This window comes from Qipengyuania gaetbuli, from assembly GCF_020524765.1.
Classification (GTDB): domain Bacteria; phylum Pseudomonadota; class Alphaproteobacteria; order Sphingomonadales; family Sphingomonadaceae; genus Qipengyuania; species Qipengyuania gaetbuli_A.
The window spans coordinates 567,228-579,920 of record NZ_JAIVLR010000002.1 but is presented as its reverse complement, the minus strand read 5'-3'; the positions used below and the strand labels follow the sequence as shown (position 1 = coordinate 579,920).

Sequence of the window (12,693 nt, the reverse complement as noted above, 5' to 3'; positions counted from 1 at the left end):
GCTTTACGCTGACCGGCAAGCCACCAGAGGAAACGCAGTGACGCTAGGCAATGCCCCCAGTTCCGGCCCCGAGGCCGAAACCGGCGATTCCCATGCGGACACCCCGCAGGAGCCGATGGCGCTGGAAGACCGCTATACCAATCGCGAACTGTCCTGGCTGAGCTTCAACCGCCGCGTTTTGGCGGAAAGCGAAAACGCCCGCTACCCGCTGCTCGAACGCCTTCGCTTCCTGTCTATTTCGGGAAGCAATCTCGACGAATTCACCATGGTCCGCATCGCCGGCCTCGAAGGTCAGGTGCATCGCGGCATCGAAACGCCCGGTATCGACGGTCTGAGCCCGCGCCAGCAGCTCGACGCGATCCGCGAACAGGTGCTCCAGCTGGAACACCGCCAGCAGGACAGCCTCGACGAACTGCGCGGCCTGCTGGCCGATGAAGGCATACTGATTGCGCTGGTCGAACAGCTCGACAAGCAGCAGCAGGACTGGCTCGAGGACTATTTCACCACCGATATCCTGCCGCTGATCACGCCGCAGGCCATCGACCCTTCGCACCCCTTCCCCTTCGTCGCCAGCGGCGGGATGGGCGTGCTGTTCCGCCTCAAGCGCGGCCGCCGCAAGGGCGAACTGGTCGAGATGGTGCTGATCCCCAGCGGCGCGCCGCGCTTTGTGCGTGTGCCCGGTGAAAAGGCGATTTACGTCGCGATCGAACAGTTGGTGACAAGGTTCGCCAGCCAGCTCTTCCCGGGGTTCAAGATACTCGGCGACGGCATTTTCCGCGTCCTGCGGGACAGCGATATCGAGGTCGAGGACGAGGCCGAAGACCTCGTGCGCTATTTCCGCACGGCCATCCAGCGTAGGCGTCGGGGCCGCGCGGTCCTGCTGGAACTCGACGACGAATGCGATGCTGCGGCAGAGGCGCTGCTGCGCGAGCAGTTCGACGTCGACGCGGCGATGATCGTCAAGACGGGCGGGATGCTGGGACTGTCAGACCTGTCGGCGATCTGCAACGAGCCGCGGCCCGACCTCAAGTTCACCCCCTTCTCGCCCCGCTATCCCGAGCGCGTGCTGGCCCATGACGGCGATGTCTTCACCGCTATCCGCGAGAAGGACATGGTCATCCACCACCCTTACGAAAGCTTCGAAGTGGTGGTCGATTTCCTGCACCAGGCCGCGGTCGATCCGCAGGTCGTCTCGATCAAGCAGACGCTTTACCGCGCAGGGGACCAGTCTCCGGTCATCGCCGCACTGGTAGAGGCCGCACAGAACGGCAAGGCCGTGACCGCGGTGGTCGAACTGAAGGCGCGCTTCGACGAGGAGCGCAACATCCGCTGGGCGAACGAGCTCGAACGGGCCGGCGTGCAGGTGATCTACGGTTTCACCGAATGGAAGACCCACGCCAAGGTCAGCCTCGTCGTGCGGCGCGAGGAAGACGGGTACCGCACCTACTGCCATTTCGGCACGGGCAATTACCACCCGGTCAATGCGCGCATCTACACCGACCTCAGCTATTTCACCGCCGATGCGGCTTTGGGACGCGATGCGGCAAAGATGTTCAATTTCATCACGGGCTACATCGAGCCGGATGCCCTGGAGAAGATCGCCATCTCGCCGATCGGCCTGCGCGAGAAATTGTACGAGCTGATCGACGTCGAAATCGCCAATGCACGGGCCGGCAAGCCTTCGGGCATCTGGGTGAAGATGAACTCGATCACCAACCAGGCGATGATCGACAAGCTTTACGAAGCGAGCAAGGCGGGCGTCGAAATCCGCATGGTGGTGCGCGGCATCTGTTCCCTGAGGCCCGGCATCCCCGGCCTCAGCGAGAACATCAGCGTGAAGTCGATCATCGGGCGCTTTCTCGAACACGGCCGCATGTGGGCCTTCGCCAATGGCAAGGCGCTTCCGAGCCGGCAGGCCAAGGTGTTCATCACCAGCGCCGATGCCATGAGCCGCAATCTCGACCGGCGCGTCGAAGTGCTCGTTCCCGTGACCAACAAGACGGTCCACGACCAGATGCTGGGGCAGGTCATGCTGGCCAATATCCTCGACACCGAACAGAGCTGGCGCCTCGGCCCCGACGGGCAATACCTGCGGATGCGCAAGGGCGAAGGCGGCTTCAATTGCCACGAATATTTCATGTCCAACCCCTCGCTCTCGGGGCGCGGCTCCGCTCTCCAGCGGCATGAGGTCCCGCGCCTCACGCTGAGCGGGGCGAAGCGATGACCTCCGTCAAATCGCGCAGCGCCAAGTGGCAGCGCCGCCTGATCCATCCGCCCCGTGCCGTTATCGACATCGGCTCGAACACCGTCCGCCTAGTGCTCTACGAAGGCACGGCCCGTTCGCCGGAAACCGTGTGGAACGAGAAGGTCGCCGCACGCCTCGGGAGAGATTTGTCGGAAACCGGGCGCATTCCCGAAGAGGCCATGGACGAGGCACTGGCCGCCCTTGCTCGCTACGCCCTGATTATCCGTGACCGCGGTATCGACGATGTGCAGACGGTCGCGACAGCGGCCGCGCGCGATGCCGAGAACGGCGGGGAATTCCTCGACCGGGTGGCTGCGCTTGGCCTGTCCCCCCGCCTACTTTCGGGCGAGGAAGAAGCCTGCGCTTCCGCTTTTGGCGCCATCGGCGCCTTTCCCGGGGCGAAAGGCATGATCGCCGACCTCGGCGGCGGCAGTCTCGAACTCGTCTCCATCGGTGATGGCGAATGCCACGATGCGGTCAGCCTGCCCTTCGGCACACTGCGCCTTCCTGCCCAGCGTGCCGCGGCCGGCGATTTCGAACAGCAGGTTCACGACACGCTTTCCGGAGTCGGCTGGGCTTCGGGTCACGAAGGGCCGCTCTACATGATCGGCGGCACGTGGCGTGCGCTTGCGCATTACGCGATGCGCGAATGCGACTATCCGCTGACCGACCCCCACGGGTTCTGCCTGACGGTGGACGAAGCGCAAGATCTTGCCGGAAGGCTGGTCGATGCCAACCCCGAAAAGCTGATGGAGATTTCGGGTATATCGCCGATGCGTGCCGGTTACCTTCCCGATGCGGCCGCCTTGCTGAAGCCCTTGCTGGCCGAATTGAAGCCGGAAAGCCTCGTCTTCTCGAGTTGGGGCATCCGCGAAGGCCTGCTGTTTTCGCAGCTCAACGACCTTACCCGTTCGCTCGACCCGCTGTTGGCGGGCGTCCACGCCTTTGCCGAACCGCGCGATGCACCGATCGTCGATGCGACCCGCATCGCAGGCTGGACGGTCGATCTCGCCAGCGGGGGCGGCAAGCGCAACGAGCGCCTTCGCCTCGCGGCGGCGCAGCTCGCCCTCGCCCTGCAGCGCGTTGAGCCGAACCTGCGGTCCAACCATGCGACAGAATGGGCGCTGGACAAGCGCTGGATCGGCTGCACGCCGCGCGACCGTGCGATGATCTGCGCCGCGCTTCTCGGTAGCCTCGGCGCAACGGAAGTTCCCAACCGCCTGCGCCGCCTCGCAAGCGACGAGGATTTGCGCGAAGGTCTTACCTGGGGGCTCGGCTACCGCCTGGCCCGCCGCTTGGGCGCAGGCGCAAGAGTCGCCCTCGCCTCGAGCAGGTTGCGGCTCAAGAAGAAGTCACTGGTCCTCTACATGGACGAAAGCCGTGCGGCGCTTGCCACCTGGCCGCTGACGAAGGATCTGGAAGTCCTCGCCGATTGGCTGGGCCGAAAGCCCAGGATCAAGATCGGCCAGTTCGATTTCTCCAACGAATTGGAAGAAGAAGAGGAAGAGGACTGACCCTCAGCCGGCGGTCGCGGGTGCGGCCAGCGGGAAGAAGGGAATTCGCACTTCGAAAGGCGACCCGTCCTCGCGCACGAAGGTGTAGAAACCTTCCATCGAGCCATACGGCGTTTCGAGCGGACATCCCGACACGTAGTCGTGGCTGGCCCCGGGTGCGAGCAGTGGCTGTTCGCCCACGACCCCTTCGCCATCGACATGGGCGACCATGCCGCGCGCATCGGTGATGCGCCAGTGACGGGTCTTGAGCTGCACCTTCTCGTGCGAACCGTTCTCGATCCGGATGTGATACACCCAGAACCACTTGTCGGCATCGGGCTGCGACTGTTCGGGAAGGAAATTCACGGCAACCCGGACGGTAATCCCGTCGGTCGTGGCGGCGTGCTGAAAAAGCTCCTTGATCACATGTACCAAATTAGGAATTCGCCCGCTGACGACAAGACCGGGAGGGTGTCGAGACCCCACTTATCCGCCGTTTTTAGCGAAAATGGCGTGGCGTCCGGCAATCATCGCCCTGCGTCATGCGCTCACGAATGTCTGCAAATTCGGCCGCCTATGGGTCTCGGGGACGTAGAAATTCGACACACTGTGAGTGTTGTAGCTCGGCCCGTGACTTGCCTCGCTGCAAGCAGATGAGCCGTTTTCATGGTTAATATCGATTTACTGCGGTTTGCGACTTTCTCTTAGCCAGGGAGGGATAGTTTCCATTCTCGGAGAAATTCAAGCCGAGGGGCAACGCAATGGGCAGGCGTATCGGAACATTTCTGCAGCGTCTGAAGAAGGACACGACCGGAAACCTGCTGTTGATGGCAGGGGCCGGGATCACCGCGCTCGTGGGAGCGGCGGGGATCAGCGTGGACACGGTCCAGTGGTATCTCTGGAAACGGCAGATGCAGCAGGCCGTCGATACCGGCGCCGTTGCCGGAGCGCTCGCCATGTCCTTCGGGCGCGACCACAACACGGCGGTCACCAGCGAGGTCGGACGCACCGCCAACACGGTCCACACGATCGAGCTGGTATCCACGCCGCCGACCAGCGGCGCCTGGACGGGCGATAGCGGGGCGATCGAAGTCGTCGCGACGACCAGTCGCGCCCTGCCCTTCTCTTCCGTCTTCCTGTCGACCCCGCCCACCATCCGGACCCGCGCCGTCGCCACGGCCGTCGCAATCGGCAATCCGTGCGTGCGCGCACTGGCAACCGATGGCACTGGCATCGACGTATTCGGCGGTGCGCAGGTCAATCTGGGTTGCCCGGTTTCGTCCAATTCTCCGGGCGGCGTTTCGGTCGACCTCGGCGGTTCGAGCTACCTCAATACCGACCTCGTCATGAGCGTCGGGGGGATCGATTACGGATCGGGCAACTTGCCGTCCAACGCCTCGCTCGTATCCTATGGCCTTCCGGTCGAGGATCCGCTGGCCAGTCGCAACCTGACATGGTCGCCGACCTGCAACCTCAACAACGTCAACGTTACTCCCAGCCAGACGCGCACGCTCGATCCGTGCCGCTACAACAACGGGCTGCGTATCCAGGGCACGGTGTACCTGCGCCCGGGCATCTATGTGATCAACGGCGGCTCGCTGACGATCAACTCGGGTGCGGAGGTTTTCATGGCTCCCGGCACGACCGGCGGCGTCACCTTTATCCTGACCGGCAACAACCCTTCGCAGGTCGCAACCCTGTCGGTGAACGGCAGCGCGGAAATCGACATCCGCGCACCCACCATGGCGGAAGACCCGCTGTGGGGCGGGATCCTGTTCTACCAGGACCGCATCGCGTCGGACCTGAGCAACACGATCAACGGCGGCTCGGACATCAACCTGCACGGGGCGATCTATTTTCCGACTAACGATCTGATTTACAACGGGGATTCCTCGCAGACTGCGCAGTGCCTGCTGATCGTTACCCAGCGCGTGCGCTTCGGCGGGACGAACAACATCGACAACAATTGCGACCCTGACCTGACGACGATCAACTCGTCCGCCTTCACGATCAGGGTGGTGGAGTAGGCCATGCTGTATCACTTCCTCCGCAAGCTCTATCACGACACTTCAGGCGTCGGCTTCGTCGAACTGGCGCTCGCCGCCCCGCTGCTCGCGCTGCTGTTTCTCGGGATGGTCGATTTGTCGGTGATCGTGGCAACGCGCATCGATCTCGAGCAGGCGGCGCAGCAGACCACCGACCTTGCCTTGGCCAAGCGGCCCACCTCGACCGACACGAGCTATCTCGTGGCCGAAGCCCGCAACGCCAGTAACCGCCCGGCCAGCGATATTCGCGTGCAGCTGATCCTCGAATGCGACGGGACGCAAGGCTACAGCTTCAATAGCAGCTGCTCGCCCGGCCAGGTCCAGAAGCGCTTCGTGAGTGTCGCAATCGACCAGCCCGTGTCGACCGGTTTCAACTGGCGCAACATGGGTGCCATGTTCAGCGGGGCCACCGTACCCTATTCGCCGACCACCGTGACCGGCGACAGCATCGTGAGGCTGCAATGACGCATTTCTTCAAGCGCCTGCGCCGCGACCGCGAGGGATCCCTCGGGATAGAATTCGCCATCGCGCTGCCCGTGCTGGTGGCGCTGATGATCGGCATCCTGAACTTCGGCCTCGTGCTCAACGCAAACGGGTCGATGCGCAATGCGATGGGTGAAGGCCTGCGACTGGCCAAGGTCGATCCGGCAGCCACCGACGCAACCGTCATCGCGACCACGCGCGCTGCGCTGATCGGGGTCGATCCCAACGCCGTCCAGACTCTGACCTTCCGTCGCGGAACGGTGAACAATGCCGAGACGGGCACAATGACCATGACCGTCCAGCTTCGGCCAATCATTCCCTTCGCAATGATCCCGCCGATTACGCTGACGGAAACGAAGCAGATCTACCTGCCGAGCTGACGCCCTAGGGTTTGCCGCCGGTCAGGTATTCTTCGAGCTGACCGAGCCGTTCCTTGCCGAACCACATCTCGGTCCCGACGAAGAAAGTCGGGATGCCGAAGGCTCCGCGTTCGACGGCATGCGACGTATTGTCCACCAGCCGCTGCTTGACCTCCGCGTCCTGCGTCGCGCCGAGCAGGCGCTGCGCATCGAAACCGCTTTCGGCCAGCACGCCGCCCACCGCCTCGACGTCGGAGCAGTCGATGTTCCGCTCCCACACCGCCGGCTGGAGCGCATCGACGAGCGCCTGCATCTCCTGCTGGTCTTTCGCCGCCACAAGGACCCGCTGCAGCAGGATCGAATTGAACGGCAGCGCCGGATGCATCCGGAATTTCGTCATCGCATGGCGGTCGAGGAAGCGCTGGAATTCGAGCGCGGCGTAGGGGACTTTCCCTTTCACGTCCGCATCGCGCATCATCGGCGGCGCATTCCCTGTAAGCTTGTGCATCCCGCCGAGGAAAACGGGCGTCACGACCAACTCTGCGCCCGTGCGTGCGACGATATCCTTCAGCGGATACCAGGCGAGGTAGCCATTGGGCGCGGCCAGATCGAGAATGAATTCGACCGTCTTGCTCATCAGAATTGCTCCTTCCACGGGCGCAGGTCCAACTCGTGCGTCCAGGCGTTACGCGGCTGTTTCCAAAGCCGCACATACTCTTCCGCGATACAGGCCGGCACCAGTAGCCGGTCTTCCGCCAGCCGTTCCTCCCAGTCGGAGTAGAGGCCGCGGATGAAATCGCCGTCCACTGCACCGTCGATCACGACATGGGCGACATGGATGCCCTCGGGCCCGAGTTCGCGTGTCATGGATTGTGCCAGGGCCCGCAGAGCATGTTTCGCCCCGGCAAAGGCGGAAAAGCCCGCCCCGCCGCGCAGGCTTGCGGTTGCGCCGGTGAACAGGATCGAACCCCGCCCGCGCGGCACCATGTGCCTTGCCGCCTCCCTGCCTGCCAGGAAGCCGGCAAAGGCGGCCATTTCCCACACCTTGCGATAGACCTGCGCAGTCGTATCGCGGATGCCGAAACGAACATTCGCGCCGATGTTGAAGACAACCACTTCCAGCGGGCCCACCTCCCGCTCGATCCGTTCGAACAGGGCGACTGTGTCCTCCTCGTCACGCGCATCGACCCCGAAAGCGACGGCGCTGCCGCCCTCGGCCTCGATTTCCGAAACCAGCCCGGCAAGCTTGTCCTCGTGGCGCGGGCGGCGGGTAACGCAGGCAGTCAGGCCTTCGCGCGCAAAAGCCTTTGCGATGGCCCCGCCCAGCCCGTCACCTGCACCGACGACAAGGGCTGCAGGCCTGCTCACAGCCCGGCAGCCCCCAGGGCGCGGTCGAGGTCTTCCTTCACGTCCTCGGCGTCCTCGAGCCCGACGTTGATACGCAGCAGGCCCTCTGTCACGCCCATCTCGTCGCGCGCTTCCTGCGTCATGCCCGCATGGGTCGTGCTGGCTGGGTGGCACATCAGGCTGCGCGCATCGCCGATGTTGTTCGAGATATCGACCAGCTCCAGCGCATCGAGGACGCGGAACGCCGTCTCGCGGTCGCCGACATCGAAAGCGAAAATCGGGCCCGTTGCGGTCATTTGCCGTGTCGCCAGTTCATGGCGCGGATGGCTGGCAAGGCCGGGATGCAGCATCTTGGGCACGCGGCCCTCGATCGCCTTGCCCAGCGCAACCGCATTCTCGCTCTGCTTCATGGCGCGCAGGCTCAGCGTCTCGAGGCCCTTCAGGACCACCCAGGCATTGAATGGAGCGATGTTCGGACCGGTGTTGCGCTGGAACGGCAGCAGGACCTCGTCGATCCACTCCTGCGAAGCGCAGACCGCGCCTGCCAGGACCCTGCCCTGCCCGTCCATCAGCTTGGTGGCGGAATAGGCGACCACGTCGGCGCCGAAGTCCATCGGCCTTTGCAGCGCGCTGGTGGCAAAGGCATTGTCGACCACCGTTGTGATACCGTGCGCCTTGGCGACGGCGCAAACGTGGGCGAGGTCGACCACGTCGAGCGTGGGATTGGCCGGCGTCTCGAAGAAGAAGACCTTGGTGTTCGGGCGAATGGCGGCTTCCCACGCTTCGTCATCGGCGCTGTCGACGACGGTGGTCTCGATACCGAAACGGGGAAGGAGATGGTCGAGCAGCCAGCGGCACGAACCGAATGCTGCGCGGGCACCCACGACATGGTCGCCCGCCGAAAGCTGGCACAGCAGCGCCGTGGTCATGGCCGCCATCCCGCTCGCCTGCGCGCGGCACGCCTCGGCGCCTTCCATCAACGCGATGCGTTCTTCCAGCATGGCGACGGTCGGGTTCTGAAGGCGCGAATAGGTCATGCCTTCGGCCTCACCCGCAAAGCGGTCGGCGACGGTCTGCGCGTTGTCGTAGGTATAGCCCGAGGTGAGGAACAGCGCCTCGCTGGTCTCGCCATGCTCGCTACGCCAAGTGCCCCCGCGCACGGCCTGCGTGGCTGGCCGCCATTTCGAAGTAATCGAGCGATCTGTACCGGTGGTCTTTTTCATCGCCTGCGGGATAGCACGCGCAAAGCGTGCCGCAAGCGGGTCAGCCTTCGAGGGCGGAAAGCCCCGCTTGGCCAATGGCCCCTCGCCCAACCGCCCTGAGCATCTGGGCGCCCTCGATCACTGCCAGCACTGCGCGCGCGCCCTCGACAGGATCGGGATCGCTTTCCGGCAAGTGGTCGACCACCCAGTCGAGCAGCCGGTCCATGATCCTGCCCGCCGCGTCGAGATAGGCCCTGTCCCCCGCTGCGCACCCTGCCACGATGTCCCACCAGACCCTGAAGAAGGGCGCGAATTCAGGCTGGCCGGTAATGTCGAACACCGTCTGCGCACAGGCTCTCCGCGAAACCGATCGCTGCGCGGGAAAGGCCGTATCGAGTGCCTGCGTGAACTGCAGCGCGAGAAAGTCCAGCAAGGCTTCCACCAGCCTTTCCTTGCTGCCGAAATGATAGATCAGCATCCGGTCGCTGGTGCCGGCCGACCTGGCGAGCGGCCGCAGCGACAGGCTTCCCAGCCCGTTCTGCATGACGTGGGCCGCCAGCGCAGGAAGCAAGGTTTCGCGCGACATACGGACCATGTTCATGCGCTGCTTGTAGCGGCTGCTACATAAAGCTACAAGTGTAGCGTCTGCTACATTCGATTCGGAGAATGCCTGTGTCCGCTTACGAAACCCTCGCCGCCGCCGGCCTCGTCTCGGTAGTCATTGCGATCGGCTACGTCCTCGCAGGTTCCCCGAAGATAGGAAGCGCTACGCTGGCAGCCGCGCTTGCGGCTGGGTTCGCAGCCTTCACCGCCGTGACGATCGCGCGCGAGGGCGTGCTGCTGGTCTGGACCAATCACACGCAAAACCTGTGGGGCGTGCAGGTCTGGTGGGACCTGCTGTTCGCGGTCGGCATCGCGGTTTTCCTGATCGCTCCCCGCGCTCGGGCGGCGGGAATGAACCTCGGGCCATGGCTGCTCTTTGTCGCAGCAACCGCAAGTATCGGCCTGCTCGCCATGGTCGCACGCCTTTTCTGGTTGGAAGCGCGCGCAGAGGCTTGATGCGGGTTGCGGCGCGCGCCGCGGCTGCCTAAGCCGCAGCGTGATGAGCCGCGCACCCGAGCAGCCCCGCGATCCGATTGCCTGGTGCGCCGCGCTTGCGGTCGGCTTCTGGCTGCTGGCGCTGTGGAACCTCGCGATCCCCAGCGCGCCCTATTTCGACGAGGTACATTACCTCCCGGCTGCGCGCGAATTGCTGGAACTGGGCAATTTCACCAATCGCGAACACCCAATGTTCGGCAAGGAGATGATTGCGCTCGGCATCGCGATCTTCGGAGACAACCCTTGGGGCTGGCGCCTGTTCTCCTCGCTCGCCGGTGCCCTCACCCTCTTCGCGATCATGCGGGCTGTATGGTTCGCGACGCTGAGCCGGTTCGCCGTTCTGGCTGCAGGCACGCTTGTTGCCACCGGCTTCCACCTGTTCATCCATTCGCGCATCGCCATGCTCGACATCTTCATGGTCTGCGCGATCGCGCTGGCATACTGGCAGCTGGCAGCTGCCATGCGCGAGCCGGAAACCGGCCGCCGCCGCCTTGCCCTCGCAGGGATCGCGCTGGGCCTGGCGATGGGCGCGAAATGGAATGCCGTGCCGCTCGCCATGGCGCCCGGTATCGTTTTCCTTGTACTGCGGTGGTTCGCGGGCCGCCGCCGCCTGTTCCTGTCGCGACGCGGAATGCCAGTGCCCGGCATGACGCTGGTCGAGGCTTTCCTGTGGCTCGGCATACTGCCGCTGTTCGTCTACTGGCTGACCTTCTGGCCCGCATATTCATTTCAGGTCGATGGCATAAAGGAAGGCATCGCAGCGCATCACCGGCTGATGCTCGACCTCCAGACGCAGGTCCTGCAAAGCCATCCCTACGAATCGACCTGGCCCGAGTGGATGCTCAACCTGCGGGCGATCTGGTATCTCTACGAGAACGTGGACGGTGCGCAGCGCGGCGTCTTGTTGGTCGGCAACCCCCTGACCATGCTGCTGGGCCTTCCGGCTCTCGTGTGGTGCGCGATGCGCGGCATTTCGCAGAAGTCGCCCGCACATGGTGCCATCGCAGTTCTCTATGCCGTCAGCCTTGGCCTGTGGCTGGTCGCGGAGAAATCGACCCAGTTCTATTATCATTACTTCCTACCGAGCACTTTCCTGCTGATCGCCCTGGCGCTCACGCTGGATGACCTTTGGCAGGCGGGCTGGCGCAAGGTGTCGGGCGCCGTGCTGGTGCTGAGCGCGCTTTTCTTCGTCTTCTTCTACGAGATCCTCGCGGCGGAACCGTTGGCAGGACCAGACAGCTTCGCCACCTGGGCGTGGATCGACGGCTGGAAGTAGGCGGTCAGAACCGGCCCCAGACGAAGCGGCTCGACAGGGCGTAATTCCATACCGAACCGATACCGATGCCAACCAGTGCAGCGACAAGTTCGTGGAAGCCGCGGTCGTGGAGCGTCGTCGCGACGGCCACATTAGCGAACGCCCCGATCGAGCAGGCCGCAATGAAGCTGGCCCAGCCCCAGAATATCCGGTTCGCGCTCTTCAGGCGGCGGTCGCGATAGGTGAGGAAATTGTTCAGCCAGAAGTTGAAGGTCATCGCGCCGAAAGTCGCGGCGGCCTGGCTCCAACTGAAGTTGGTGCCGGCAACCAGCAGGAAAACGTAGAGAATGGCCATGTGGACCAGCACGCCCAGCGCGCCGACCGTGCCGAACAGCGCGAAGCGGGTCGGGATAATCCTGCCGAAGCTCTTGTCGTAGAGGCCAGCGAGGAAATCCAGCGCGATGGCGCGGTCGAGCTTGCTTTCGCCCGAGCGGCGCGCGGAGAAATTCATCGGGAAATCCTTCACCCTGAGCGGTGTTTTCGAGGTCGCCAGCAGGTCGAGCAAGATCTTGAAGCCGATCCCGGATAGGTTCGGCACGAGACGCCGGGCGATTTCGGTCGGCAGCAGGAAGAACCCGCTCATCGGATCGGACAGTTCGACGCCGGTGAGCCTGCGCGCAAGGGCGTTGGCGATGCTCGACAGCTTCTCGCGGTCGGGCCTGCCCCATTCCTCCATACTCGCTCCTTCGGCAAAGCGGCTGGCGACAGCGACGTCCGCCTCGCCCGCCTTCACGCTGGCAAGCATCACGGCGAGCAACTTGGGATCGTGCTGATGGTCGGCATCCATGACCGCGCAATAGGGAGCTGCAGTGGCGCAGAATCCCTCGATCGCCGCGCTGGACAGGCCGCGACGCCCGATCCGCTGGATGACCCGGACGCGCGGATCGTGAAGCGCGATCCGCCGCGCCTCGTCGGCAGTGCCGTCAGCGGAATTGTCGTCGACTATGAGCACTTCCCAGCCTGACGGACCGAGCGCCTCCTCGATCCGCACGACCAGCGGCGCAAGATTATCGCGCTCGTTGAGCGTCGGCAGGATGATGGCCAGTTCGAGCGGCCTTGCGGTCGCTAAAGTGCTTGCCGGCTGGGTTTGCGGATCCATGTCCATT

General features: G+C 64.1%; 13 protein-coding genes. 7 read left to right on the top strand and 6 right to left on the bottom strand.

Features of this window, described 5'->3' with window-relative positions:
• Positions 1-37 precede the first annotated feature (37 nt).
• Both LC083_RS11320 and LC083_RS11315 read left to right on the top strand, forming a co-directional pair.
• Positions 38-2,224 (top strand): RNA degradosome polyphosphate kinase, encoded by a 2,187-nt coding sequence (locus LC083_RS11320; RefSeq protein WP_226700475.1) that lies wholly within the window; start codon positions 38-40, stop codon positions 2,222-2,224.
• A complete protein-coding gene (locus tag LC083_RS11315; protein ID WP_226700474.1) occupies positions 2,221-3,759 on the top strand; it encodes a Ppx/GppA family phosphatase in 1,539 nt (512 codons plus the stop codon). The genes LC083_RS11320 and LC083_RS11315 overlap by 4 nt, the downstream gene beginning before the upstream one ends.
• A gap of 3 nt (positions 3,760-3,762) precedes the next feature.
• Here LC083_RS11315 and apaG read toward each other — a convergent pair whose 3' ends face one another.
• Entirely contained in the window at positions 3,763-4,161 is a 399-nt protein-coding gene (gene apaG / locus LC083_RS11310) for a Co2+/Mg2+ efflux protein ApaG (RefSeq protein WP_160606534.1), read from the bottom strand.
• Positions 4,162-4,499: 338 nt separating this feature from the next.
• Between apaG and LC083_RS11305 the strand changes: the two genes are divergently transcribed.
• Genes LC083_RS11305 through LC083_RS11295 form a run of 3 tightly spaced genes read left to right on the top strand, consistent with a single transcriptional unit; the run spans position 4,500 to position 6,646 of the window.
• Entirely contained in the window at positions 4,500-5,765 is a 1,266-nt protein-coding gene (locus tag LC083_RS11305) for a TadE/TadG family type IV pilus assembly protein (protein ID WP_226700473.1), read from the top strand.
• Between the two features lie 3 nt (positions 5,766-5,768).
• Entirely contained in the window at positions 5,769-6,248 is a 480-nt protein-coding gene (locus LC083_RS11300) for a TadE/TadG family type IV pilus assembly protein (RefSeq protein WP_226700472.1), read from the top strand.
• The gene (locus LC083_RS11295; RefSeq protein WP_226700471.1) at positions 6,245-6,646 is read left to right on the top strand and encodes a TadE/TadG family type IV pilus assembly protein; all 402 of its coding nucleotides are present in this window, start codon (positions 6,245-6,247) and stop codon (positions 6,644-6,646) included. The genes LC083_RS11300 and LC083_RS11295 overlap by 4 nt, the downstream gene beginning before the upstream one ends.
• 4 nt (positions 6,647-6,650) lie before the next feature.
• Here the strand turns inward: LC083_RS11295 and LC083_RS11290 are convergent, their stop codons facing one another.
• From LC083_RS11290 to LC083_RS11275, 4 genes are read right to left on the bottom strand one after another with little or no spacing between them, the layout of a single operon-like run.
• On the bottom strand, positions 6,651-7,262 hold the full coding sequence (locus LC083_RS11290; RefSeq protein WP_226700470.1) for a 2-hydroxychromene-2-carboxylate isomerase: 612 nt from the start codon (positions 7,260-7,262) through the stop codon (positions 6,651-6,653).
• Positions 7,262-7,993: an SDR family oxidoreductase gene (locus LC083_RS11285; RefSeq protein WP_226700469.1), complete on the bottom strand. Its 732-nt coding sequence runs from the start codon at positions 7,991-7,993 to the stop codon at positions 7,262-7,264. Before LC083_RS11285 ends, LC083_RS11290 begins: the two co-directional genes overlap by 1 nt.
• The gene (locus LC083_RS11280) at positions 7,990-9,195 is read right to left on the bottom strand and encodes a trans-sulfuration enzyme family protein (protein WP_226700468.1); all 1,206 of its coding nucleotides are present in this window, start codon (positions 9,193-9,195) and stop codon (positions 7,990-7,992) included. The genes LC083_RS11285 and LC083_RS11280 overlap by 4 nt, the downstream gene beginning before the upstream one ends.
• A gap of 40 nt (positions 9,196-9,235) precedes the next feature.
• Entirely contained in the window at positions 9,236-9,775 is a 540-nt protein-coding gene (locus LC083_RS11275; protein ID WP_226700467.1) for a TetR/AcrR family transcriptional regulator, read from the bottom strand.
• A gap of 65 nt (positions 9,776-9,840) precedes the next feature.
• On the opposite strand from LC083_RS11275, the gene LC083_RS11270 reads away from it, so the two are divergent.
• Both LC083_RS11270 and LC083_RS11265 read left to right on the top strand, forming a co-directional pair.
• Complete coding sequence (locus LC083_RS11270) at positions 9,841-10,233, top strand: hypothetical protein (protein ID WP_413469457.1); 393 nt, start codon at positions 9,841-9,843, stop codon at positions 10,231-10,233.
• A gap of 43 nt (positions 10,234-10,276) precedes the next feature.
• Positions 10,277-11,548: a phospholipid carrier-dependent glycosyltransferase gene (locus LC083_RS11265; RefSeq protein WP_226700465.1), complete on the top strand. Its 1,272-nt coding sequence runs from the start codon at positions 10,277-10,279 to the stop codon at positions 11,546-11,548.
• Positions 11,549-11,552: 4 nt separating this feature from the next.
• Here LC083_RS11265 and LC083_RS11260 read toward each other — a convergent pair whose 3' ends face one another.
• Positions 11,553-12,686 (bottom strand): glycosyltransferase family 2 protein, encoded by a 1,134-nt coding sequence (locus LC083_RS11260; RefSeq protein WP_226700464.1) that lies wholly within the window; start codon positions 12,684-12,686, stop codon positions 11,553-11,555.
• Positions 12,687-12,693: the final 7 nt, after the last annotated feature.

Coding starts and splice junctions, on each gene's coding strand:
- LC083_RS11275 (WP_226700467.1), bottom strand. CDS start 9,775: ATGAACATGGTCCGTATGTCGCGCGAAACCTTGCTTCCTGCGCTGGCG.
- LC083_RS11300 (WP_226700472.1), top strand. CDS start 5,769: ATGCTGTATCACTTCCTCCGCAAGCTCTATCACGACACTTCAGGCGTC.
- LC083_RS11305 (WP_226700473.1), top strand. CDS start 4,500: ATGGGCAGGCGTATCGGAACATTTCTGCAGCGTCTGAAGAAGGACACG.
- LC083_RS11290 (WP_226700470.1), bottom strand. CDS start 7,262: ATGAGCAAGACGGTCGAATTCATTCTCGATCTGGCCGCGCCCAATGGC.
- LC083_RS11295 (WP_226700471.1), top strand. CDS start 6,245: ATGACGCATTTCTTCAAGCGCCTGCGCCGCGACCGCGAGGGATCCCTC.
- LC083_RS11260 (WP_226700464.1), bottom strand. CDS start 12,686: ATGGATCCGCAAACCCAGCCGGCAAGCACTTTAGCGACCGCAAGGCCG.
- LC083_RS11270 (WP_413469457.1), top strand. CDS start 9,841: ATGCCTGTGTCCGCTTACGAAACCCTCGCCGCCGCCGGCCTCGTCTCG.
- LC083_RS11315 (WP_226700474.1), top strand. CDS start 2,221: ATGACCTCCGTCAAATCGCGCAGCGCCAAGTGGCAGCGCCGCCTGATC.
- LC083_RS11280 (WP_226700468.1), bottom strand. CDS start 9,195: ATGAAAAAGACCACCGGTACAGATCGCTCGATTACTTCGAAATGGCGG.
- LC083_RS11265 (WP_226700465.1), top strand. CDS start 10,277: ATGAGCCGCGCACCCGAGCAGCCCCGCGATCCGATTGCCTGGTGCGCC.